The 23633-nt window shown below is 60.0% G+C and carries 19 protein-coding genes; 9 read left to right on the forward strand and 10 right to left on the reverse strand.

Annotation, left to right across the window (positions count from 1 at the left end):
* Positions 1-4: 4 nt before the first annotated feature.
* From ACR9ZQ_RS22755 to ACR9ZQ_RS22770, 4 genes are all read right to left on the reverse strand, one after another.
* Positions 5-2305, reverse strand: a complete 2301-nt coding sequence (locus tag ACR9ZQ_RS22755; RefSeq protein ID WP_310378878.1) for a chemotaxis protein CheA — start codon at positions 2303-2305, stop codon at positions 5-7.
* 18 nt (positions 2306-2323) lie between these two features.
* Positions 2324-2689, reverse strand: coding sequence for a chemotaxis response regulator CheY1 (gene cheY1 / locus ACR9ZQ_RS22760; RefSeq protein WP_003570362.1), 366 nt, complete (start codon positions 2687-2689; stop codon positions 2324-2326).
* Positions 2686-2982, reverse strand: a complete 297-nt coding sequence (locus tag ACR9ZQ_RS22765) for an STAS domain-containing protein (protein ID WP_007821057.1) — start codon at positions 2980-2982, stop codon at positions 2686-2688. Before ACR9ZQ_RS22765 ends, cheY1 begins: the two co-directional genes overlap by 4 nt.
* 63 nt (positions 2983-3045) lie before the next feature.
* A complete protein-coding gene (locus ACR9ZQ_RS22770; protein ID WP_310378882.1) occupies positions 3046-4674 on the reverse strand; it encodes a globin-coupled sensor protein in 1629 nt (542 codons plus the stop codon).
* 651 nt (positions 4675-5325) lie between these two features.
* On the opposite strand from ACR9ZQ_RS22770, the gene ACR9ZQ_RS22775 reads away from it, so the two are divergent.
* Positions 5326-6750, forward strand: coding sequence for an ArnT family glycosyltransferase (locus ACR9ZQ_RS22775; RefSeq protein ID WP_310378885.1), 1425 nt, complete (start codon positions 5326-5328; stop codon positions 6748-6750).
* Between the two features lie 6 nt (positions 6751-6756).
* On the opposite strand, the gene ACR9ZQ_RS22780 is transcribed toward ACR9ZQ_RS22775, so the two are convergent.
* Positions 6757-7062 (reverse strand): helix-turn-helix domain-containing protein, encoded by a 306-nt coding sequence (locus tag ACR9ZQ_RS22780; RefSeq protein ID WP_037071842.1) that lies wholly within the window; start codon positions 7060-7062, stop codon positions 6757-6759.
* Positions 7063-7096: 34 nt separating this feature from the next.
* Here ACR9ZQ_RS22780 and ybaL point away from each other — a divergent pair, with 34 nt between their 5' ends.
* The 4 genes from ybaL (at position 7097) to ACR9ZQ_RS22800 (ending at position 12802) form a co-directional block, all read left to right on the forward strand.
* Positions 7097-8917 carry a YbaL family putative K(+) efflux transporter gene (gene ybaL / locus ACR9ZQ_RS22785; protein WP_310378888.1) on the forward strand — a complete coding sequence of 607 codons (1821 nt, stop codon included), beginning with the start codon at positions 7097-7099 and terminating at the stop codon, positions 8915-8917.
* Between the two features lie 54 nt (positions 8918-8971).
* On the forward strand, positions 8972-9352 hold the full coding sequence (locus tag ACR9ZQ_RS22790; RefSeq protein ID WP_310380047.1) for a hypothetical protein: 381 nt from the start codon (positions 8972-8974) through the stop codon (positions 9350-9352).
* Between the two features lie 84 nt (positions 9353-9436).
* Positions 9437-11989, forward strand: a complete 2553-nt coding sequence (gene secD / locus ACR9ZQ_RS22795; protein ID WP_310378890.1) for a protein translocase subunit SecD — start codon at positions 9437-9439, stop codon at positions 11987-11989.
* Between the two features lie 96 nt (positions 11990-12085).
* The gene (locus ACR9ZQ_RS22800) at positions 12086-12802 is read left to right on the forward strand and encodes a sensor histidine kinase (RefSeq protein ID WP_310378892.1); all 717 of its coding nucleotides are present in this window, start codon (positions 12086-12088) and stop codon (positions 12800-12802) included.
* 70 nt (positions 12803-12872) lie between these two features.
* On the opposite strand, the gene ACR9ZQ_RS22805 is transcribed toward ACR9ZQ_RS22800, so the two are convergent.
* The 3 genes from ACR9ZQ_RS22805 to ACR9ZQ_RS22815 form a co-directional block, all read right to left on the reverse strand.
* Positions 12873-13310: a response regulator gene (locus ACR9ZQ_RS22805; protein WP_310378894.1), complete on the reverse strand. Its 438-nt coding sequence runs from the start codon at positions 13308-13310 to the stop codon at positions 12873-12875.
* Between the two features lie 30 nt (positions 13311-13340).
* On the reverse strand, positions 13341-14045 hold the full coding sequence (locus tag ACR9ZQ_RS22810) for a response regulator transcription factor (protein ID WP_113321839.1): 705 nt from the start codon (positions 14043-14045) through the stop codon (positions 13341-13343).
* 457 nt (positions 14046-14502) lie between these two features.
* Positions 14503-14874, reverse strand: coding sequence for a response regulator (locus tag ACR9ZQ_RS22815; protein WP_481428844.1), 372 nt, complete (start codon positions 14872-14874; stop codon positions 14503-14505).
* A 258-nt stretch (positions 14875-15132) separates the two neighbouring features.
* Here ACR9ZQ_RS22815 and ACR9ZQ_RS22820 point away from each other — a divergent pair, with 258 nt between their 5' ends.
* From ACR9ZQ_RS22820 to ACR9ZQ_RS22835, 4 genes are read left to right on the forward strand one after another with little or no spacing between them, the layout of a single operon-like run.
* The gene (locus ACR9ZQ_RS22820; protein ID WP_310380050.1) at positions 15133-17220 is read left to right on the forward strand and encodes a sensor histidine kinase; all 2088 of its coding nucleotides are present in this window, start codon (positions 15133-15135) and stop codon (positions 17218-17220) included.
* On the forward strand, positions 17207-17632 hold the full coding sequence (locus ACR9ZQ_RS22825; protein ID WP_007821084.1) for a response regulator: 426 nt from the start codon (positions 17207-17209) through the stop codon (positions 17630-17632). The genes ACR9ZQ_RS22820 and ACR9ZQ_RS22825 overlap by 14 nt, the downstream gene beginning before the upstream one ends.
* Positions 17633-17635: 3 nt before the next feature.
* Positions 17636-19231 carry a response regulator gene (locus ACR9ZQ_RS22830; RefSeq protein WP_481428845.1) on the forward strand — a complete coding sequence of 532 codons (1596 nt, stop codon included), beginning with the start codon at positions 17636-17638 and terminating at the stop codon, positions 19229-19231.
* A gap of 22 nt (positions 19232-19253) precedes the next feature.
* Positions 19254-20894 (forward strand): VOC family protein, encoded by a 1641-nt coding sequence (locus tag ACR9ZQ_RS22835; protein WP_481428846.1) that lies wholly within the window; start codon positions 19254-19256, stop codon positions 20892-20894.
* A 1-nt stretch (position 20895) separates the two neighbouring features.
* Here the strand turns inward: ACR9ZQ_RS22835 and ACR9ZQ_RS22840 are convergent, their stop codons facing one another.
* The gene (locus tag ACR9ZQ_RS22840; protein ID WP_481428847.1) at positions 20896-22593 is read right to left on the reverse strand and encodes a hypothetical protein; all 1698 of its coding nucleotides are present in this window, start codon (positions 22591-22593) and stop codon (positions 20896-20898) included.
* Between the two features lie 65 nt (positions 22594-22658).
* Positions 22659-23552: a DMT family transporter gene (locus ACR9ZQ_RS22845; protein WP_481429351.1), complete on the reverse strand. Its 894-nt coding sequence runs from the start codon at positions 23550-23552 to the stop codon at positions 22659-22661.
* Positions 23553-23633: the final 81 nt, after the last annotated feature.

Here is a 23633-nt window from a genome sequence, read left to right on the forward strand (position 1 = left end):
ACTCTTATCCTACTGCCGCCAGAGACATTTCCGCCTTGAGGGACTGACCGCGCGAGGCGCCGACAACCGCGTCCACGTCCAGGATGAGGGCCACGCGGCCGTCGCCGAGAATGGTTGCAGCGGCGATGCCCGGAACGTGAGTGTAGTTCGCCTCGAGGCTCTTGATAACGACCTGGCGCTGGCCCTGGATCGCGTCGACCATGAGCGCGCGCTGACCGCCGCCTTCGGATTCGACGAGAAGGGCAACACCTTCGACCGGATTGGCCTGGGTTGCGCGGAAGTTCAGGATGCGACCGACATCGACCAGCGGGCAGAAGGAATTGCGGATCGAGATCAAGCGGTGGTTGGCGCCAAAGGAATGGATCGCGGCGGCTTCCGGCTGCAGGGTTTCGACGATTGCCGTCAGCGGCACGACCAGGGTCTGGCCGGCGACCGTGACCACCATACCGTCGAGAACGGCGAGCGTCAGCGGCAGGCTCATCGTGAAGACCGAGCCCTGGCCCGGCCTCGAGGTGATGTTGATGCGGCCGCCGAGCGCCTGGATCGAGCGCTTGACGACGTCCATGCCGACACCGCGACCTGAGATGTCGGAGATCTTGTCGGCCGTAGAGAAGCCCGGCAGGAAGATCAGGTTATCGATTTCCTCATCCGACAGGTTGGCGTCAGGCGAGATCAGCTCGTTGGCGATTGCCTTCTGGCGGACCTTTTCGCGGTTGATGCCGGCGCCATCGTCGGCAAGCTCGATCAGGATGCGACCCGAACGATGTTTTGCCGTCAGGCGGACGGTGCCTTCGGTGTTCTTGCCGGCGGCGGCACGCTTTTCAGGCGTTTCGATACCGTGGTCGACGGCGTTGCGGATCATGTGCGTCAGCGGCTCGGCCAGCTTGTCGATGACCGTCTTGTCCACTTCGGTGTTTTCACCTTCGGTGATCAGGCGGATCGACTTGCCGGTCATGTCGGCGATTTCGCGAACGATACGCGACATGCGCTGGAAGACCGGCTTCACAGGCTGGGCGCGGATCGCCATGACCGAGTCCTGGATCTCGCGGGTGAGCTGCTGCAGCTCTTCGAGGCCCATGTTGATCGATGACGTGCCGGTCGTGTCGTTTTCGATGACGCTCTGAGAGAGCATCGCCTGGTTGATGACAAGCTCGCCGACGAGGTTGATCAGGCGGTCGACGCGATCGAGATCGACGCGGATCGTCTGGCCGGCACCGGCAGCGGCGTTGTTCTGGGCTGCGGCACTTGCCGCTGCGGCGGCGGCTGCGGCAGCCGATTCCTTCTTTTCGACGCGGGCAGCGGCAGCAGCCATCTGCGCTACATTGGTCGCCGTTTCAGCGGCAGCAACGGCAGCAGCCGTGTCGTCGGCCTTGGTCTCGGCTGCGGCCGGCGCTTCGGAGGCCCCGCCATCGTCCAAGATCGAGAGATCGAACGGAACCGGGATCATCGGCAGTTCTTCGTTGGTCTCGCCCGGCTTGCTGTCTTCTGCCGGCTTCACGGTCAGATCGCAATCCCATTCGGCGAATTCGAAGACCGTGCGGATGGCATCTTCGCCCTTGTCCGTCTTGATCGTGATGTTCCAGAAGAAGTAAGCGCCTTCCGGATCGAGCTCCTCAAGGCCCGGCAGAGCATCAACGTTGCAATAGATGCTCATCTCGCCGAGGCGGGAGAGATCACGCAGCAGAAGGGTGGCGTCGTTACCCTTTGAATAGAGTTCGAAGCGCGGCTTGAAGGTGATTTCATAGGCCGGCAGATCTATCGGCTTCTCTTCGCCACCGAAATCGTCGAAGGAGAAGGGGACTGGCTGGAAGCCGCTATCATCGGTCGGCTTGGGAGCCGGGGCTGCAGCAACCGGAGCAGGAGCGGCCTTTGGGGCCGGCTTCGGCGCGGGCGCCTCGGAACCTGCCGCGGGAGACGGCAGCTCGCCATGGGCAAGCGCTTCCAGTTCCTTGACGAGGCCGCGGCTTCTGCTTTCATCGACGCTGCCGCCATCGCGGGCAGCATTGGTCAAGTCGGCGAGCACGTCGGCCGACTTCAGCATGACCTTCAGGACGTCCTGGTTGGGCTCAAGCTTGTTGGAACGAACGCAATCAAGTGTGGTCTCAAAGACGTGGGCGAAGGCGACGAGGTCATCCAGGCCAAAGGCGCCGGCGCCGCCCTTGATCGAATGCACCGCGCGGAAGACCGCATTGACGGTTTCCGGGTCGCGATCGCCATCATTCATTTTCAGGAGACCGGATTCCAGTTCGGCGAGCTGTTCCTCGCACTCCTGGAAAAAGATCTCTTTGATTTCGTTCATATCCATAGGAGCAAATCCTGGGCTTTAAGCGGTTACACGCTCGATGGCATCGATCAGCTTGGCGGGGTCGAAGGGCTTGACGATCCAGCCGGTGGCACCAGCCTGGCGGGCGCGGTTCTTCTTTTCCGCATCGCTTTCGGTGGTCAGCACCAGGATCGGGATCGCACGGTACTTCTCGTTGCGACGGACACCTTCGATGAAGCCGAAGCCATCGAGGCGCGGCATGTTGATGTCGGTGACGATAACATCAGGATTGGACTCTTCGAGAACTTCGAGGCCCTCAACGCCGTCTTCAGCCTGGATCGTCTCGAAACCTGCATTGTTCAGCGTTACGAGAAGCATGTTTCGGATGGTGCGGGAATCGTCCACCGTCAGTACTTTCTTCTTCATTGCCGGATCTCCTTGGCAAGCAGATGGTCGATATTGACGCCAACCAGCTGCATGGTTTTTTGAAATGCGTCGGACACCTTCGAGAAGGTGATCGACTGCTTGTCCTGGTCCCAGGTCTTCTCGGCGGCCATCAGAACCTGGGCGCAAAGAGCGCCGATGCGTTCGACTGCCGAAGCATCGATCGCAAGAGGGTTTCCTCGCATGGAGAGAAGCTTGTCGCGCAATGCGGAAGCCTCATTGAGATCAAGAACCGCTGGCAACTCCAGCGTCTTGGCACTCTTCTTTGCTGCCATCAGCTTTTCCTTGTCCCCTTGTCCCCAACCCGCGAAAGCGAGCCGGCGTCATAATCCGATAGGTTAGTAAACATTCCGCCCACCTCCGGCACTTGCGAGAGGCTGAAGCATGCTGAAATCGTCATTTTCGTAATCATCTTCGACCACTTCCGGGCGAGGTGCGATCGCAACCGTCCGGGAGGCAGAAACACGCACCTGATGAGGCCGGATTGCATAGGCATTTTCCCGCGCAATGCGGAATTCGCGGATCGTCTGGCCGAGTTCCAGAATGACCGTATGAAGATGATCGGCGCCTTCGGCTGAACGTTCCGCAAAGCCGGCATTGTCGGCGACTTCGCCGCCGAGGCCCTTAACGTCTGCGGTCACGGCTTCGAGACCGGCGGCGTGTTCACCCGTCTCGCCTGCGATGCCAGCGATTGCGGCATTGATGTCGGTCACCTGACGGACGATGCTGGCAATCGAATCCTGTGTGCGGCCGACCATCTGCACACCGGCATCCACCTGTGTCTTGGTGGTGGTCACGAGCGTCTTGATTTCACGGGCAGCTTCTGCGGAGCGCTGGGCGAGCGCCCGCACTTCCTGCGCCACGACGGCAAAGCCGCGGCCGGATTCGCCGGCGCGGGCAGCTTCGATGCCGGCGTTCAAAGCGAGCAGGTTCGTCTGGAAGGCAATCTCGTCGATCGCACCGATAATTTGGCCGATCTTCTCCGCAGACTGTTCGATATCAGCCATGGCGCTGATCGCGCGGCCGACGACCTCACCGCTTTCCTCGACGGCCGCACGCGTCGCGGCAGCAGCCTGTTCGGCGGCTCGGCTGCCGGCTGCACCCTCGCGGACCCGCTCGGCGATGCCGGCAAGGGCGGCGGCGGAAAGCTGCAGCCGCCCTGCCTGACCGGAAGCGTTGCCGGCGAAGCGACGGGATGCGCCGGCGAGCGATTGCGTTGCGGCTTCCGCCTTCGCATTGCGTTCTGCAATTGCGGCAAATTCCGTCTGGAGGTTGTCGAGTGCGGCGTTCAGCGCGGCGGCAATGTCGGTGTGAGCGCCATCGACCGGTGCGCGCTGCGTCAAGTCGCGGGCTGACAGGCCTTCGATGACATCGCTGAAGATGCGGGCGACTTCCGCTTCACCTTCGGCACGCTGATCGGCGAGTGCGCGCTGCTGCGTGGAGCGCAGCGCATTGAAGCGCAGCGAGACGGCGATTTCGACGTCGACCATGACAATGCGGATGATTGATGTCATCAGGTCGGTGATCTCGCGAGCGCGCCGCTTGGCCGACGGCAGTACCGGGCGGCCGGCCAGTTCATCGGCCAGACCGGAAATCACGTGTTCCAGCATGACGCCGTGGCCGGCCACGTGCCAGCGAGGGTCGAGGCCGATCTTGCTTTCGGTATCGGAGAGAACCTTGACGCGTTCTGCATAGAGGCTGTCGAATCGCGCATCCGTGAGCACGTCCCAGTGCGACGACTGCAGGTCGTGGAGACGCTCGATCTGACGCTCGCTCTCGAAATTGCGCGAGGCATCCGGGAAGGACTGGAAACGATGGAAGAGATCGCGCAGGCCGGCCTTGAGATGGGCTTCGAGGGCGGGCCGGTTACGGCGAACCATCTCGCACTGGTCGGTGTCGAGGCCGGCAAAGCGCAGGCGGTCGCGCAGGCTGCCTGCCTGTGCTCCACGAGCCTGATCTGATGGCATATCCTGCCTCAACGCCTATCCCCAACCACTTTCCGGGCGAACCCGGCCAAAAACCTTCGCAGTTTCCGATGAATGCGATACGCGGAGATGCCCTTCGCCACCGGTCGCAACCGGGGGACTGAAGCCTCCTGATCAGCAATTCTGTTTCGGAGCTGCCTGAAGAAGATGGATACCGGATCGACCCGGTACGGCGGTACGGCGTCATGCCTGGTGGGAACGAGTGCATCTTCCCATTCCGACGTGTAACCCAATGTTTATGGTTAATTCCTTGCTTGAAGGTTAATAAGCCATTCCCGCCTGTAGCTTTTGAGACAATTGGGGAGAGTTCACATAGTAAATACTGGCGCAGAGTTGCATCGCTGCTACAAGGCACACGCAAGCTTTATGTTATAGACCCGTTTTATAGAGCCTGACATGACGTCAATAAGGAAAGAGAAATGATAGTTCTCGGAATGGGTTCCTGCCTGATCGCCCTCTCGATCGCCGCAGCCGTTGCCCTCCTCGATCTGATCGCGACACACCGCGACAACCGCACGCTTCGCGTCTTCTGAGAGGCCACTGCGCCTTAAATCTCCCTTTACCTTTCCCGTTGGCAGCCCGGCACCGTTGGTGTATCGACACGCGCTCCTGTGTCAGCGGAAGTAAGGGATTATGTCAGCTCGGACCGGCCTCCTCATCATTCTGGCGTTTACGATCTTCCGCATCGTGACGCTGCATTTCGATACGACGGACCTGTTCGTCGATGAGGCGCAGTACTGGTTCTGGTCGCAAAATCTCGATTTCGGCTATTATTCCAAGCCGCCGATGATTGCCTGGGTTCTCAGGATCTTCACCGAGCTTGCCGGCTCCAGCGACATTTACTGGCTGCGGCTTCCCGGCCCCCTCTTCCACATGGCGACCGCGCTGGTGCTGATGAAAATGGCGAAGCGCTTCATCGGGCCTGAGATCGAAGGCTGGGTCGGCGCAACCTATATCACGCTGCCGGCGGTTGCGCTTTCTTCGGTGTTCTTCTCCACCGACGTCATCCTGCTCTTCTTCATAGCCATTGCGCTCATTGCCTATTTCGAACTGACGCAGCGCCGCTCCGTCGGGTTCGCACTTCTCATGGGTGTCGGTGTCGGGCTGGCGTTTCTTACGAAATATGCCGTGCTCTTCCTTGTGCCCGGCGGAGCGATTGCGCTGCTGCTCATTCCGTCGGCGCGTATTTCGGTGCGCGATTTCATCATCGCGGTCGTCACCTCCGCGGTCATCGCGTTCCCGAACCTTTGGTGGAACCTCCAGCACAACAATACGACGGTGCGCCACACGCAGGATATCGCCCACTGGAACGATCTCGGCAGCAATATCCGCGGGGGGCTGGAATTCTTCTCCGCGCAGTTCGGCGTCGTCGGCCCGATTGTCTTCTTCGCCATGCTCTGGGCCGTCTGGAATATGATCCGCGGCCGCAGTGAACCGCGTGAGAAGATGCTCGTCTGGCTCTCGATCCCGGTCGTGCTGCTCATTACCCTGCAGGCGACCGTCGCCAAGGCCTATGCCAATTGGGGCGTCACGGCCTATGTGGCAGGTATCGTGCTGGCGGTCTGGCTGCTTCACCGCCTGTGGCCGAAAGGTCTCAGAACCTCGCTCACCATCAATGGCGTTGCGTGCCTGCTCTTCCCCTTCGCAACGATCTTCGCACATCAACTGGTGCTGCCAAACGGCAAGGAAGTCATGCAGCGCTATCTCGGCCGGGCCGAAGTAAGCAGGGAGGCTGCCAATCTTGCCGCGCAGGCCGGCGCCGGCATCATCGTCACCGACAACAGGGACATGGTCGCCGATCTCTTCCACACGCTGAGAGCCGCACCCTACAAGATATATGCCCGTCCGCCGGCCGATCTGCCGGACAGCTATTACGAACAGGAATTCGCCCTCCCGGCCGATACCAGCGGGCAGGTTCTGTTCCTGACCTCCAAGCCGCTGAGTTGCGCGAACGAAACGCCGGAAATGCTGAAAAGCTGGCAGCCGGAAAAAGGCAACTACAGAGGCGATACGATCTATGTCTATAAGGTCGGTGCGGCCTGCCTGATGCAGCCCTAAGGCAGCTCAGTTCACCGGGCCGGGCAGGCAGAGGCCGGTTCCGCAGCCTTCTATTTCGATAAATTTTACGCCACCCTCCTCGAAGGCAAGGCGCAGCTGCGCCTCCGTCGCACGATGGATTTCGTGGTGACGGCCTTCATAGTCGCGTATCGTGCTACGGGAGACGGCAGCCTTCTCGGCGAGGTCCGCCTGCGTCCAATCAAGCAGACCACGAGCCGCGCGGCACAAAGCGGGCGTCAGGATTGTTTCTTTTGCACCTTGACCCATAATTTCAAACCACCCATATTGGTCAATATAAATCATATATGTCATGTTTTGAGCAGGATTTCCAGATCGGGAGAGAGCGATGCCCCACGATACGCCTTTGATTTCAACAATCGTCGGCGGCCTTGTGCTGGCATTTATCCTGGGCGCGCTCGCCAATCGCCTGCGGCTGCCGCCTCTCGTAGGATATCTTGTCGCAGGCGTTCTCGTCGGTCCGCACACACCGGGTTTCGTTGCCGATCAGAGCCTTGCGCCTGAGCTTGCAGAAATCGGCGTCATCCTGCTGATGTTCGGCGTCGGCCTGCATTTCTCACTCAAGGACCTGCTTTCCGTGCGCGGCATCGCGGTGCCTGGTGCGGTTGTGCAGATCGGCTTTGCCACGCTGCTCGGCTGGGGTCTTGGGGCTTTCATGGGATGGCCGACGGGCGGCAGTCTCGTCTTCGGCCTAGCGCTTTCCGTCGCCTCCACGGTCGTGCTGCTGAAAGCCCTGCAGGAGCGGCGTCTCGTCGAGACAGAGCGTGGGCGCATCGCCGTCGGCTGGCTGATCGTCGAAGACCTTGCCATGGTGCTTGCGCTGGTGCTCATCCCGGCGGCCGCCAGCATCACCGGCGATGGTCATGGCCCGGTCGAGCCTCTCTCGGCGGGCCTCAACCGGATTTTCGGCCTCGATCTCGGCGTCGGCGGCATCATCGCCATGACGCTGGTTAAAGTGGCGCTGTTCGTCGCCCTGATGCTGGTCTTCGGCCGTAAGCTCATTCCCTGGACCATGCACCGCATCGCTCATACCGGTTCGCGTGAACTCTTCCGCCTCGGCGTGTTGGCAATTGCTCTTGGTGTCGCCTTCGGTGCGTCCAAGCTTTTCGGCGTATCGCTGGCGCTCGGCGCCTTCTTTGCCGGCATGGTTCTCGCCGAAAGCGAGCTCAGCCATCGAGCCGCCCAGGAAAGCCTGCCGCTTCGCGATGCCTTCGCGGTGCTCTTCTTTGTCTCCGTCGGCATGCTCTTCGATCCGAACATCCTGATCGAGCGACCGCTGCCGGTGCTTGCGACGGTCTTCATCATCGTGATCGGCAAGTCGATCGCAGCCTTCCTGATCGTCCTGCTTTTCAAGAAGCCGGTCAGTACGGCGCTGACGATCTCGGCGAGCCTCGGGCAGATCGGCGAATTTTCCTTCATTCTCGCCGCCCTCGGCGTCGATCTCGGCTTGCTGCCGGAGGAAGGGCGCGACCTTATCCTTGCCGGCGCGATCATCTCGATCATCATCAACCCGCTGCTCTTCTTCGTCTGCGACCGCATCCGGCCACTGCTGGAAAGCCCGAAGCGCGAGGAACCGGCCACTGAGACCGCTCCGGCCACTGAGGTTTCGCCGGCACCGGAAGAGGCTGTGGCCGACAGCGACGAGGTCCATCCGACAGCGCTGAACCGCCATGCGATCCTTATTGGTTACGGCCGTGTCGGCAGCATCGTCGGCCAAAACCTCAAATCATCAGGCACGCCCTTCCTCGTCATCGAGGATTCAGACAAGCGCATCATTGAATTGCGCGCGCAAGGCGTCGAAGTCATCCCCGGCAACGCCGTTTCTCGCGAAACACTTGATCTCGCCAACATCGCCGGCGCCCGCAGCCTTGTCATCGCCATCCCAAACGCCTTCGAGGCCTGCAGCATCGCCGAGCAGGGCCGCACCATCAATCCATCGATCCTGATCGTTGCACGCGCCCATTCCGACGCCGAAGTGGACGAACTGCGGCAATACGGCGCCGACACGGTGATCATGGGAGAGCGGGAAATTGCGCTTGGCATGGTTGACCGGCTCGCCCAAGTGCATCATGACAGTGCACCCTATGAAGACGGACCTTCGGCTGGTACAATCGTGCCGTCGGTGGAGTATCCGCCGGAAAAAGAATGAGAGATTGCCGCGCCTTTGAGCCGATCTGGGAGTGAAATCGCCGATACAGGGGAGATGGTGCTGGAACAGCGCCGTCTGGCAAGCCGTATTGCCGCCTCCGTCGTCGTTGCGATCTTTGCTTATCTCGGCCTGCTTTTCGGCGGCAATATCGTCATCGGCCCGTCCGCAACACCGAACAGCCTTTCCTCTTCCAGCCGGGATTCGCAGCCGACGCAGGTTACGGCGCGAGACGCCATCCGCGGCCTGCTGATCAGTGATCGCAAGGCCGCACCGAAACAATCGCTCCAGGATACCGGCCCGGCGGCGCTTACCATTGTTCCTGCATTGCAGTTCGCCGACTGGCGCGCTGCCACGGGGGCGGCTGAATTCGAAGCCCCGCTGCTCATTGCGGCAGCCCGGGCCCACCAGCCGCGCGCACCGCCGCAAGCTGCCTGAATCACACGCCTTCGGGCGCTTCTGATCCATAGACATGCCGCAGCGCGGTTGCGCCGGCCCAAGCATTATCCAAGGATTTAAAACATGCGCAATTCACCATGGCTGGTGTTCACCTATACGGTGATCATCGTGTTCGGCCTGTTGATCGCCCTGCCGAATGCGCTGCCGCAGAGCGTGCTGCAGCGCATCCCCTCCTGGCTGCCGCACAGCCAGGTTTCTCTCGGTCTCGACCTTCGCGGTGGTTCACACCTCGTGCTCGAAGTCGATGAAGCCGACCTCACCAAGGAGCGCCTGAATTCGCTCCTGCAGGACGCACGCCGTGTGCTGCGCGAAAAGAACATCCAGCCGAAGTCGGTTGTCCGCAACAATAACAACATCGTTGTTTCGCTCGCCGATCCGTCGCAAAGCGATGCGGCCGTCACCCAGCTTCGCACGCTCGGCAATGTGATCGCCAGCGGCATCAGTGCCGGCCAGTCCGATCTTGCAGTCACAGCCGATGGCGGCAACATCACTATCGGCTTCTCCCCGGCCGGTATTTCGACAAACGTCGACAATGCCGTCACGCAGAGCCTTGAAGTCATCCGCCAGCGCGTCGACCAGGTCGGCGTTGCCGAGCCGACGATCCAGCGTATCGGCGCCAACCGCATTCTCGTGCAGCTTCCGGGCGCGCAGGATCCGTCCCGCCTTCGCGAACTGCTCGGCTCCACCGCCAAGATGTCCTTCCACATGCTCGCCCCGAACGGCCAGGCCGGCCCGGGTGTGACGATCATGAAGGACGACGAGGGCAACAGCTACCCGGTTCTCGACCGCGTCGAGATTTCCGGCGACCGCCTCTCGGATGCCCGCGTCAGCTTCGACCAGAGCCAGCAGCCGGTCGTCACCTTCCGCTTCGACAGCGCCGGTGCGACACGTTTTGCCGATATTACCCGCCAGAACGTCGGTAATCCCTTCGCGATCGTTCTCGACGACAAGGTGCTGAGTGCGCCCGTCATCCGCGAGCCGATCACCGGCGGTTCGGGCCAGATCTCCGGCAACTTCTCGACCGACAGTGCAAATACGCTCGCCGCCATGCTGCGTGCCGGCGCCCTGCCCGCCAAGCTGACCGTCATCGAAGAACGCACCGTCGGCGCCGATCTCGGCGCGGATGCGATCCGGATGGGCCTCTATGCCGGCGTCGTCGGCTTCGCGCTCGTCGCCGCCTTCATCTTCGTGCTCTACGGCACCTGGGGTATTCTGGCCAACACCGCGCTTCTCATCCACACGATCCTGACCTTCTCGGCGCTGACGCTGGTCGGCGCGACGCTGACGCTGCCCGGCATCGCCGGTGTCGTGCTCGGCATCGGTCTTGCGGTCGACGCGAACGTCCTGATCAACGAACGCATCCGTGAAGAAACCCGCAAGGGCAAGAGCGCCTTTGCGGCAATCGACACCGGCTTCCGTCGCGCCTATTCGACCATCATCGACGGCAACATGACGGCGCTGATTGCCGCAGCCGTCCTGTTCTGGTTCGGATCCGGCCCGGTTCGCGGCTTTGCCGTGACCATGGCGCTCGGCCTGATCATCTCGATGTTCACCTCGGTCGCTTTCGTGCGCGTCACTATGATCGAGATCACCCGCCGCCGGAAGATGAAGGTCCTGAACATCAAGCCGCTGTTCCCCTTCTTCAGCCCCTACGACAAGCATATCCAGTTCATGAAGGCGCGCTTCTTCGGCGTGACCGTATCCGCGCTGCTGTCGATCGCCTCGATCGCCCTCTTCATCTATCCGGGCCTCAACTACGGCGTCGACTTCCGTGGTGGTATCCAGATGTCGGTGAAGACGCAGGATGCAGCCGATCTCGGCCGTTTCCGCGAAGGTCTGAACGGCCTTGGCATCGGCGAAGTGGCCTTGCAGTCTTTCGGCGACAACAACACCATGCTTGTGCGCGCACAGCGTCAGGACGGTGGTGAAGAAGCACAGACGGCAGCCGTGACCAAGCTCAAGGCCGAGATCGTCAAGATCGACCCGTCGGCAACCGTCACCGGCACCGATGTCATCGGTCCGAAGGTCAGCGGCGAGCTTGCCTGGGCAGGTATCCTGTCCGTAGTGATCGCCAGCCTCGCGATGCTGTTCTACATCTGGTACCGCTTCGAATGGCCTTTCGCCGTCGGCGCCATCGTCACGCTCGTGCTCGACGTGACGAAGGTGATCGGCTTCTTCGCGCTGACGGGTCTCGACTTCAACCTGACGGCTATCGCCGCCATCCTGACGCTCGTCGGCTACTCGGTGAACGATAAGGTCGTCGTCTACGACCGTATGCGTGAAAACATGCGCCTCTACAAGTCGATGCCGCTGCGCGAAATCATCGACAAGTCGATCAACGAGACGTTGGCCCGAAGCCTCTACACCAATGCGACAGCCTTCCTCTCGCTCCTGCCGATGGCAATCTGGGGCGGTAGTGCGGTGGAAAGCTTTGCGGTGCCGATGGCTTTCGGCATTCTCGTCGCCGCCGCTTCCTCGGTCTTCATCGCAGCACCGATCCTGCTCTTCCTCGGCGACTGGCGCCGCCGCCATGCCAAGGCAGTGGCAGCTTCGAACGATGCAGCCGTGGAAATCATTCCGCCGGATGCAGGCCAGCCGCGCAAAACGGCAGGCTAAACCGTCGATATTTAAGGTGGACTTGGAGAGGGCGCCGGTTGCACAGCCGGCGCCCTCTTTCTATGTTCGGTTCAAAGAGATCGGGAGCACCGCCACATGTCTTCCAACCCGACGGCGAAAAAGCCGGAAGCCGGTTCCACCGGGGATCAGGAGGAGCGCATCAAACGCTTCCTCGCGACCGCCTCGCATGACCTGCAATCGCCGCTCCGCCATATCGCCATGTATGCGGAAATGCTGCTCGACGATCTGGAGCCGACGCTCGACAGCGAACAGCTGCAGAGCCTCAGGATGATCATGGACAAGGCCCAGACGGCGCAGAGGCTGACCAAGGCATTGATGAGCCTTGCGGGAACGACGCCGCAGATTACCATCGGTGACGTGCACCTCACCGACGTTGCGCAAGAGGCCTGGAAGCAGTCGCTGGAGGAATTTCCGGTGAACGGCGCGGCACTTGATGCGGACAATCTGCCTCTCATCCGCAGCGATGCCGCACTTCTGATCATTGTTCTGAGGCACCTCTTCTCCAATGCGTTGACATATCATGGCGCCGCTGCGCCCCACGTCACCGTGACGGCCGCACGGGAAGGTGCGGACTGGCGCATCATCGTTGCTGATAACGGCTGCGGCATCGAACCTGCCTATCGGGAGAAGATCTTCGATGCCTTCTGGAAGCTGCCGAAAGCAGGCAGCGTGCCCGGACCGGGGCTTGGCCTGACGACCACGAGGGACCTGCTCGGCGCGTTCGGCGGCGATATCAGGCTCGACCATTCCGATGAGAGCGGCAGCCGCTTTGCGATCCGCCTGCCGGCTTAGGGCGCAGTGCGTCCATTCGGACGCACAAAGGACGCTCTAACTCTTTGAATCTACGCATCAGGCTTTCCGGTCAGATGCTGTAATCATCCTTCCAGAAATCCGGGACATCATAGGTCACGTATTCCCGGATGATGTGCTGTAGCGTCTGGACGTCGATCTCATCTTTGCCGATGCGGAAATCGACGCCGTAATCGGGGAATTCCTGGAAATAGTTACCAGATATATCGGTCGAGACGACACCGATCGGGCCGGTATAGCCGATGCCCCTGAGTTCAGGTACGGTCTCGCGAAAATCCGCATTCGGCAACAGGCGGTTGTCGAGAAGGATGAGATCGAAGCGAGCGACCTTTATCTTGTCCAGCGCATCGCCGATCGATTGAGAATATTCGACATCGACACGCGGTTCGGAGAGATCGGCGATCTTCTTTTTGAGCGAACGGAATTCGATAAACTCGTCATCGACGAACAATACCCTTACCGCATTCCTGCGCGTTGCTTCCGCACTCATCGTTTCAGCTTTCCCCGAAATGAACCCCGCTCACGAAACCAGACCGTTTCGCAACGCGATCGCCACCATATGAACGCGGTTGACGGCATCGAGCTTCCGGACTGCGGCGGTGATATGGGAATTGACCGTATGTTCCGAAAGACCGAGGATTATGGCGATCTCCGCAGAGGTCTTGCCTTCGCTCGTCCATTTGACGATTTCGGTTTCGCGCTGCGTGAGCCGACCGGATATTTCCTGCGTCAGGATTTCCTCGTACAGCTTGTCGAAGATGCGCATGGCATCGAGCAGAATATCCGCCACCTCGCCCTGGTCCGGCTCCGGACGCTGGCCGGCGAGCACCAGGCAGTAGCGACGTCCTTCCGGCGTAAACAGTGGAATGAAAAGGAATGTGTTGCCGCTGAACTCATTGAAGACGAGGTCTGGCGGGTAGCCTTCTATCGCCGCACTCTTTCCATGCACCGGCGTCGTCAAAAACTGCGCCGTCCGCGCCTTGGCAGTTCCGAGCGCTTCCTTGAGAGTTTTGACAAAGAGGCTCATGCGTCGTTCGGCGACATTGGTGATGACGACATCGCGTTCGCCGAAAGGAGTTGCAGCCTCTGAGATGCGCGCCAGGGTAAAATTGTCGAAATTGTAATGCTGTGCGGCCGCCTTCAGCAGGCGAAAAAAATCCGTGCGATTGATAGCCCGGCTAAGTTCCGGACCGGCATGAAAGGGAACTGCGGCAGCACTGGTCATTCCCACTCTTCCTCCTCCCCAATTCTCATTCCGACGATCCCGAAATCTTGGGATATACGTCTTAAACGCGAACAGCTACAAAAATTGCGAGATGGTTGATGATCGATAACGAAATGGGGATTTTCGATATCGCAGGCGGAGACATCTCAACTACAGGTGATGCGTAGGACAGTTTACTCGAATAGTAGCTCTTACCTAGGTATCCCAATCTCTCCGTATTCAACATCCATGGATGCGGAAGACAGTGCCAGAAGTAAGCGCGGGAGAGCCGGTCGGGCCATCAGCTAAGGGGTTGGCTGACGTTCGTGGCGGCGAACAGGGATCGGACGGCTCTCTCAGTGCTTTTTGGTTTTCTTCTCTTCGGTTGCAGTTTGAAATGCACTGCCAGGCTTGTCAATTGTGCTTTCTTGCTGGCGTCGCGCACTTTTTGCATGCAAATAAATTGCACTTGCCGCAATCACCACTTGCCGGTGATCCTGGCAAAGTCCAGCGGCTTCTCAAGGTAGAAATCGGCACCGGCGGCAAGTGCCCGTTCTCGGTCCTCCACCGCATCCGAACCGCTGCACACGCCGAGTTGCATGGTGGAAAAGCGATCATCCTGTCGCAGCCGCGCGATCAACCCGCTGCCGCTGTCGAGAGGCATGTAGAGATCGGCGATCAGTATATCCGGCACGCCTTCGCCTCTTTCCAGACGCTCCTCAAGCGCCCCGAATGCAGCCTGTGCGGTGGGAAAACAGAATAGATCAACATCCACCTGTTGTTTCTTTCGGATATAGTCGAGATAGAAGAGATCATCCCTGCTATCGTCGACGTAAAACAAGATCGACATCTGGCACCACAATCCGGATATTGTTTCTGATGTTCTGCACTGTCCTTCACTGAGACATTAACGCCACTTCACTAAAATTCGATATCGACCTTTAGGGATTTACTGTCGAAAAAGCATATTTTGCGCAACAATCTGCCTATTGAGTATTCGTAGATTTCGGAAAAGATGGCTCGCCAACAAGGACATGGCGGAGAGGTGATGCAGGTGCGGGATACTGCTACATCAGGACGAGACGGGGCGGAAAGCGGTCGCTACCGCATGGTCGCGCTCCTCATCGGCTACCTGGTGGTCCTGCTCGGCCTGACGGCGCTGACCGGGTGGCTGCTGGAGGTCGAAATCATCATCTCGATCGTGCCCGGCTTTCCGTCCATGGCATTCAATACCGCCATCTGCTTCGTGCTGTCGGGTATCGGGCTTGCCACGTCGATGGAGACAGGCAAGCCTAACCGCATCGTGCCCGTCATTACTTGCGGCCTTGCCGCCCTGCTTTCCGCGGTGCGCCTGACAGAGATCATCACGCTCGGCCGCACGATACATAATGTCGATGTGTTCCTGACGCAGTTTTTCATCTCTCCAACCTTTGTCGAACAGATCGGCGGCGGCATGGGCCCGAACACAGCGCTGATCTTCCTGATCACCAATCTTTCCATTCTCTTTGCGCTCTATGGGAAGGAGCCGCGCGGCCAGCTTGTACAGGAACTCACCAGCTATATCGCGATCACACTCGGCATGATCGCACTTGCCGGATACGTCACAGATGCCGAACAGGGATATCGCTGGGGTCCCTATGCCGCGATGGCCTTGCCTACGGCTATCGGTCTGGTGGCTTTCGGTTGCGGGCTTCTCGCCAGATCCTGGTGGATGTTGCCAACCAACAGGGCACAGATCCCCCTCTGGATACCGGCATCGATCTGTTTTACCGGCCTCATCGTCGATCTCTATACGCCGCTTGGCGTGGCAAACGGTATTCTCTATGTCCCGCTCGTGCTGACGGCGCTCTGGTTCGGTAATCGCAACGCGCCGATGTTATTCGCCTTCGTCTGCACGGTCCTGATCCTGCTTGGCTTTTTCGCCGTCAACCATGCTGAGAATGATTACTGGCGGGAAGCCACCAATCGCTCGATCACGGCAGCAACGCTCTGGCTGATTGCCATTTTCGTCTTCTATTTCATGCGCAACAGCCAGCATCTGGAAACCGAGCGCATCCGCTTCAGCGCGCTGGTGCGCAATACGCCTGACGCCGTGATCTCCATCGACGAGGTGGGGCGGATCATGAGCTTCAATCCAGCCGCCGAGACCATGTTCGGTTACACGCCGCAGGAAGTGATCGGCAACAATATCAAGATGCTGATGCCGGAACCCTATCATTCCGAACATGACGCCTATCTCGGCAATTACCGGCGTACCGGTGAGGAACGCATCATCGGCACGACGCGCATGGTCTCCGGCCGGCGCAAGAACGGCGTGGTCTTCCCAATCGACCTCTCGGTCAGCGCTGTCGTCGGCGGCTCGGGCAAGACCTTCGTCGGCATCGTGCGCGATATCAGCGAGCGTATGCGGCAGGAGGAGCGGATGAAGACGACGCTTGCGCAGCTCGAGGCATATACGGCCGATCTCGAACGCTCCAACCACGATCTCGATGAGTTCGCCTATATCGCCTCGCATGATCTCAAGGAACCGCTGCGCGGCCTGCACAATCATTCGCGTTTCCTGCTGGAAGATTATGAGGAGAAGCTCGACGAAGACGGCGTGCGCCGGCTTAACCGGCTTGTCCGGCTCAGTCAGCGCATGGAAAAGCTCGTCAACGATCTTCTCTATTTCTCGCGCATCGGTCGCCAGCAGCTCGCGGTCAAAAGAACCGATATCGGTTCGATCATCCGCGACGTCGTCGCCACCATGGAGCTTTTTCTGGAGGAGCGGCATGCGAAGGTCGTCATCGACGGGATGCTGCCGGAGGTCGTCTGCGATGCCCCGCGGCTAACCGAGGTATTCCGCAACCTCGTCACCAATGCCATCAAATACAACGACAAACCCGTGCCGCTCATCAGCGTCGGCTATCTGGAACGCTATGCCGGCAAGGACGGGACGACGGCCCGCAACGTCTTCTACGTGAAGGACAACGGCAAGGGCATACCCCAAGAATTCCACGAGGATATTTTCCGCATTTTCAAACGGCTTGAAAAATCGCAGGATTCCGAGGACGGCACCGGCGCAGGGCTCACCTTCGTGCGCAAGATCATTGGGCGTCACAATGGTGAGATATGGCTGGAGTCGGACGTCGGCATCGGCACGACATTTTACTTTACTTTGGGAAGGAAGCGCGAGGGCCAGAATGCTGCAGCGTGACACGCAACCGATCCTCATCGTCGAGGACAGCGAAGACGATTTCGAAGCAACGATGCGGGCCTTCAAGCGCACCAATCTGCGCAACCCCATCCGCTGGGCAGCCTCCGGTCAGGAAGCGCTCGACGTGCTCGCCACCATGGCGCCGAAGCCCGGCCTCATCCTGCTCGACCTCAATATGCCGGGTCTCGACGGGCGCAAGACACTTGAGGCGATCAAGTCCAATGCGCATTGGCGCAAGATCCCGGTCGTGATCCTCACGACATCGGACGACGAGCGCGACATCGAGGGCTGCTATGCGCTCGGCGCCAACACTTATGTACAGAAACCGGTCGATCTCGACGGACTGTTCGCCGCTATCCAGCGGCTCAAGGAATACTGGTTCGAAATCGCAATCCTGCCCCTAGAGGACTGACGTTTGGCGGAAGACTGCTGCGTTCTCATCATCGATGACAATATAGACGACCGGGAAGTCTATCGCCGCATGCTGGCGCGGGTCTCCGGCACGAACTATACCGTGATCGAGGCCGAGAGCGGCGACGAGGGTCTCGCCCTCAACAGCCAGAGGCACCCTCACTGTATTTTGCTCGACTATTCGCTTCCCGGCCGCGACGGCCTTGGCGTGCTCTCGGAAATCCTCGCCCAAGATGCGGCCGCGAATGTGGTGATGCTGACCGGCCAGGGCAACGAAACCGTCGCAGTTGAAGTGATGAAAAGCGGTGCGCGCGACTATCTCACCAAGGATGCGCTATCGCCCGAGACGCTGCATCGCTGCATCCAGAATGCCGTGATGCATGGTGTACTGGAAGCAAAGCTTGAGCAGAAGCGGCAGTCGCTCGAAATCTTCACCCGCGCCATGGCGCATGATCTCAAAGAGCCGCTGCGAACGATCAAATCTTTCAGCCGCATCCTGCACGGCTCGGCCGAACTGCCGGCCGAGGACCGCGAACTTCTCGATTATATCCTCAGCGCCGCCGATCACATGGAAGACCTGATCGTCAAGGTCTCAGGCTTCACGAAGCTGGAGGTTTCGAGCGAGCTCGAGCTCAAGCCGGTCTCGCTGTCGGCCGTGCTCGATCAGGTGGAGCACAATCTGCATCAGCAGATCGAAAGCCGGCAGGCGATCATCATCCGCGGTCGGCTGCCGGAGGTGATGGGCGATGCGACGCTGCTGATCCAGCTTTTACAGAACCTCGTCTCCAATGCGATCCGCTATTGTGAAGATACCGTTCCGGAAGTGCGCGTTTCGGCCATAGCAGACAGGGGGATATGCCGCCTGACGGTCGGTGACAACGGGCCCGGAATCGACCCCAATCATCGTGAGCTGATCTTCCAACCCTTCAAGCGCCTCGTCGGCCGCGGCATCGAAGGCACAGGGCTCGGGCTTGCCATATGCCGTCGCATCGCGCAGCTGCATGGCGGATCGATCTGGTGCGAGGCGAAGACCGGCAGTGGTGCGACCTTCCTGCTCGAAGTACCGCTCGCGAAGATATCAGGCGATCAGCCGGTCACCAGCGAACAGCCACAGGCGGCAAAAGCATCCGACCATACGAGCGAAAGCCGCGGCAGGCTCGCCGAAGTGCTGCTGGTGGAAGACAGCCCGGCCGATATCCAGCTTCTGAAGATCAAGTTGATGCGGCGCGAGAAGGTGAACTTCAACCTGCATGTGGCGACCAACGGCCGCGAGGCGATGCGGCTTCTGGAGCAGCGCGCCGGTATTCCGGACGAGCCGCAGATCGACTTGATGCTGCTCGATATCAACATGCCGATCATGGATGGTTTCGAGGTGCTGAACGCGCTCTCAGCCGATCACCGGCTGAACCGGATTCCGGTCTGTGTGCTCAGTACCTCAAGCGACGAAAGTGACATGCAACGGGCAAAAGACCTCGGCGCACTCGCCTATATGGTCAAGCCGCCGACACTGCAACAACTCGAAGAAGCACTGGAGGAGGTCGACACGCTTGAGCTCCTGCCGCGCGGTGACGCACTTGTGCTTTTTGCGGAACAAAATTAGAGAAAAGGTCATTGGCAACGGTATGACGCTAGCAACGACCCTCATACTCGCGCTCCTGGCCTCGCCTTTTCAATTCGGGCTTTCATCCATGGCTTCAGGCATACACCATATCACGCTGATCACCCGCAAGGTGCAGGCGAATGTGGATTTCTACGCCGGATTCCTCGGCATGCGGCTCGTCAAACAGACGGCCGGTTTCGAGGACGCCACACAGCTTCACCTCTTCTATGGCGATGCAGAGGGCAGTCCGGGCTCGCTCGTCACCTTCCTCGTCTGGGAGGACGGAGCACCCGGCCGGGCTGGCTACGGTCAGATCAGCGAAATGTCGCTGGCGATCGATCCGAACAGTATCGGTTACTGGCTGACGCGTGCCATGCGCTTCGGCTTCCGCTCGGAAGGCCCCGCGGATGAATTCGGCGAGCCAGTGCTGCGGTTGAAGGATCCTGACAATGTCATCGTCAAGCTTGCCGGCGCCAAGGATCTGAAATCGCCGGCTGCCTGGGACGGCGACGATGTGCCGATCGAGCATGCCGTACAGCGCGTGCGCGGTGCGACCATGCTGACCGAAAAGCCGAACGAGAGCCGCCATTTCATCGAAAGCCATTTCGGGTACAGGTTCCAGGCAAATCGCGGCACGATCGACCGCCTCGTCTCGCAGTCGGGCGATATCATCGACGTGCGCGATGCGCGTGGCTTCTGGTCCGGCGCGCCGGGTACCGGCACGGTCGACCATGTCGCTTTCCGCGCAGATGACGACGCAGCCGTTCTGGCCGTTCACAAGGCGCTCGAAAAGGAAAATGCATCGGCGACCAACCTGCACGATCGCAAATACTTCCGCTCGCTCTATGCCCGCGAGCCCGGCGGCACGCTGATAGAGCTTGCCACCAACCAGCCGGGCATGCTGGTGGATGAGCCGAAAGCTACACTCGGGACCAAGCTCTTCATTCCGCCGAAGGATTCGATCACCAATCTCAGCGACCTGAAGGTCGTATTGCCGCAGTTTTCGATGCCCGGCCAGCCGCGCATCAATTATCGCGACCTGCCCTTCGTCCATCGTTTCTATACCCCGCCCGATCCAGACGGCAGCGTCTTCGTGCTGCTGCACGGCTCCGGCGGCAACGAGACGACGCTGATGCCGCTGCTGAACAAGGTCGCGCCACGTGCCACCCTTCTCGGCGTCCGTGGGCGCGCGACCGAGGAAGGTTTTCCGCGCTGGTACAAGCGCATCACGCCTTTCTCCTTCGACCAGGACGACATCAAGAACGAAGCCGAAGCCTTCGCCGCATTCATCGAAGGCGCGGTCAAATCCTATGGTCTCGATCCGAAGAAGGTTGTCTATGTCGGCTACTCCAACGGCGCTAACCTTCTGAATTCGCTGCTCTACCTGCACCCGAACCTGGTGCACAAGGCTGTGCTTCTGCGCTCCATGCCGGTGCTCAGCGCCTATCCGCATGCCGACTTGAAGGGCACGGACCTGCTTGTCATCAGCGGCAAGATGGATGCCTACGGCAAATATGCGAGCGAGCTGGAAGAGCGGCTGAAGACGTCGGGTGCGACCGTCGATTCCGACGTCATCCCCGGCGGTCACGATCTCGGCGATGCCGACGTGCCGATCATTCAGAAATGGCTGCTGCAGGAAAATAAGCTGCAGGAAACTCAATAACCTACGAGTGGAAGCTGTCGGGGCATGAGATCGGAACGGCAGCCGGCGTCAGCGGTGCGTTGGGATCGATCGCATAAAGCCTTGCAAAGCCGGCGTCTTCTACAAGGCGGGTACCCGCCGGCATCACGTCGCCAACATTCTGATCGACGACATCGGCGTTGACGACCAGGATGAAATCGAACTTGCTGCGCCAGTCGACAAGATAGGGCGTGAAGCTGGCGGCGTCCGCCATCAGGCCGGGACAAGAAAGCACACCGGTCGAAAAGAGATTTCCTTCCGGCACCGATTTCTCCCACCAGGCGGGAAGCACGGCGAGCGGTTGCTTGCCCCGCGCGCTGAAGAGTGTCGGAACGAAAGCATGCGCCAGTGGAACGGCCAATGTCGGCAGATGCCGGAACGTATCCTCGGTGAACGCGTAATGCCGCTGATCGAGTTTTATCTCCGCAAAGGCCGGATCGTGCTGCAGCGGCAGGATCGCAGCGCCCGAGGGAACGACTTCAAGCACCTTCTCGACGCTCGCAACATCGGCCTGACCCCGCCACCAGTTGAAACCGATCCAGGCGGTCCGGCCAAAGACAGCGACATTCAAGGCGAGGAACAGGATGATAGCCTGACGCCGACCGACCTTTTGAAAGGGGCAAATCATTACCATGCCGACGAGGGCGGCCATGATGGGAAAGCGCCAGCTTATCCAACCGGTGCCAAAGGCATGCCGTGGCGAAAGGATGGATAGGACAAGAAGGCCTGCCGCAGTGATAACAAGCCCGGCATGAACGCGCATGTTTTTTGCGGCAATCGCCCTGCTGCAAACGAGTAGAATCGGCACAAGGAAAATTACGTCGACGAGCGCAACATAGGTCCAGACGGCCGACAGCAGATTGAGAACAAGCAGCGCCGGGCCGTCGTTCCAAGCTGCCAGGATGCTGCCTGCATGACTGCCTGGGAGGTCGGCAGCGGTCAGCGCCAACGCAAGCGGTGGAAACAGGCAGGCGATCATTGCGGCCGCAAGCCTGCCGGTAAGGTGCAGGACCGCCGAACGAGATTTGAGGACATCAAAGCGCCAGGAAAATTCCAGTCCGCAGACGATCGCCAGAAAAAAGCCTACAGAGAATATATGGACGACAGTGAGCAGCAGCGATACGGCCACCCGCCATAAGAAGAGCCTGACTGCAGACCCGGACTCCAGGCGGTGGTCCAGCGTTGCAAACAACAATGCAAGGCCGAGGCCTATCTGGAAATTGATGAAACCGCCGACCAGCGTGGCGCACCAGGCGAGATAGAGCATGCCGATCTGCCAATAGTAGCTGCCGCCGAACAGGCGCCGATGCAGCACGATGGCGCCTAGTGGTGGCAGGACAATCGCCAGGAACAGCAGGACGCGGGCGAGCAGTGAGACGCCGATGACGGGACCGATGAAGCGGGCGAGCAGATCAATGCCGACATTGGTGAAAGTGCGGTTCCACTCGATCGCGTAGATTTCGGGGAAAGGTGCTTCCTTTATGCCGCCGGCGAGCAGCCACATGCGGGCATAGTGGTTCGCATAATCGAGGAGCGGCGGAAATTTGAAGAGAGCGACAAGGATGGCGGCAAGGGCCATGAAGACCAGCAAGGGCGCAGTCGAAGCCTGCCGCGCAGCGAATTCCTGCGGCTTTTCCGCCTTTTGAACTTCAGCTGAAAATACCTGATCAAGGTTCGCCATGGCCGATCCTGCCCAAACTCCGGGACAGATCTATCAGCCAATGGTCAAGCTTCCTTTAAACGGGATTAGCCACGCCTTGCGACCGTGATACCGGCAAGAACAATCAGGCCGCCCAAGGCCTGCATTGCCGTGATCAATTCGTTGAGCAGCGCCCAGGCGAGGATGGCCGCCACGACCGGCTGAAGAAGCAGCGTCAGCGAGGAGAAGGCTGCCGGCAGATAGGCAAGCGCATAGGCGATCGCCACTTGCCCGCCGGCATGGCTGACGAAGGCAAGGCTGAAAACCACCGACCAGCCGTAAAGGCTTGCCGGCAGCATGTGGCCTTCGAAGAAGAACGCAAGCGGGAAGACGCCGACTGCGGCAGAGGCTGTGCTCCACAGCATGATACGGATCGTATCGAAACGACTGCGCAGCGCGCCGATCGCCAGGATGTAGCAGGCATAGAAGAAGGCGGCGATCATGGCGACGCCATCACCGCGCAGGTCGCCATTTCCAAAGGCAGCAGGCCCGCCCTTCAGCACAACCACGCCGGCCAATGCCAGGATGAGGCCGAGCACGAAGACGCGGGTAACCTTGGTGCCGAAGAACAGAAAGCCGATGGCGGTCACGAAGACCGGCGCAAGGTTTGCGAGCAGTGTCGCATTGGCAACCGAGGTCATGGTGATCGACAGATGCCAGGCCGACAGATCAAGCGCCAACACGGCGCCCGGCAGGATTAGCATACCATAATCGGCAAGGCTCTTCGGCCTGGGGCCGGTATCCTTGCGCAGAAGCGAGAAGATGAAGATCGGGATCAGCGCCAATGCCACACGCCAGAAGGCCGTTGCCATCGGCCCGACCTCGGAAAGCCGCACGAAGATCGGCGATCCACCGATCGCCGCGCCGCCGATAATAAGGGCGAACAGCGGTAGGCGGCTGGAAGATGGAGTTTCGGAAACGGGGGAAGCGGCCTGCGACATGATCTCGATGCTCTCTGCGCGGCTGATCTCACAAGCCGCGACTGACACAGCGACTATCAGGAGTCGCGCCGCGAAGACAGT

The sequence above is a fragment of the Rhizobium sp. KNZ14-9A genome (genome assembly GCF_056755015.1).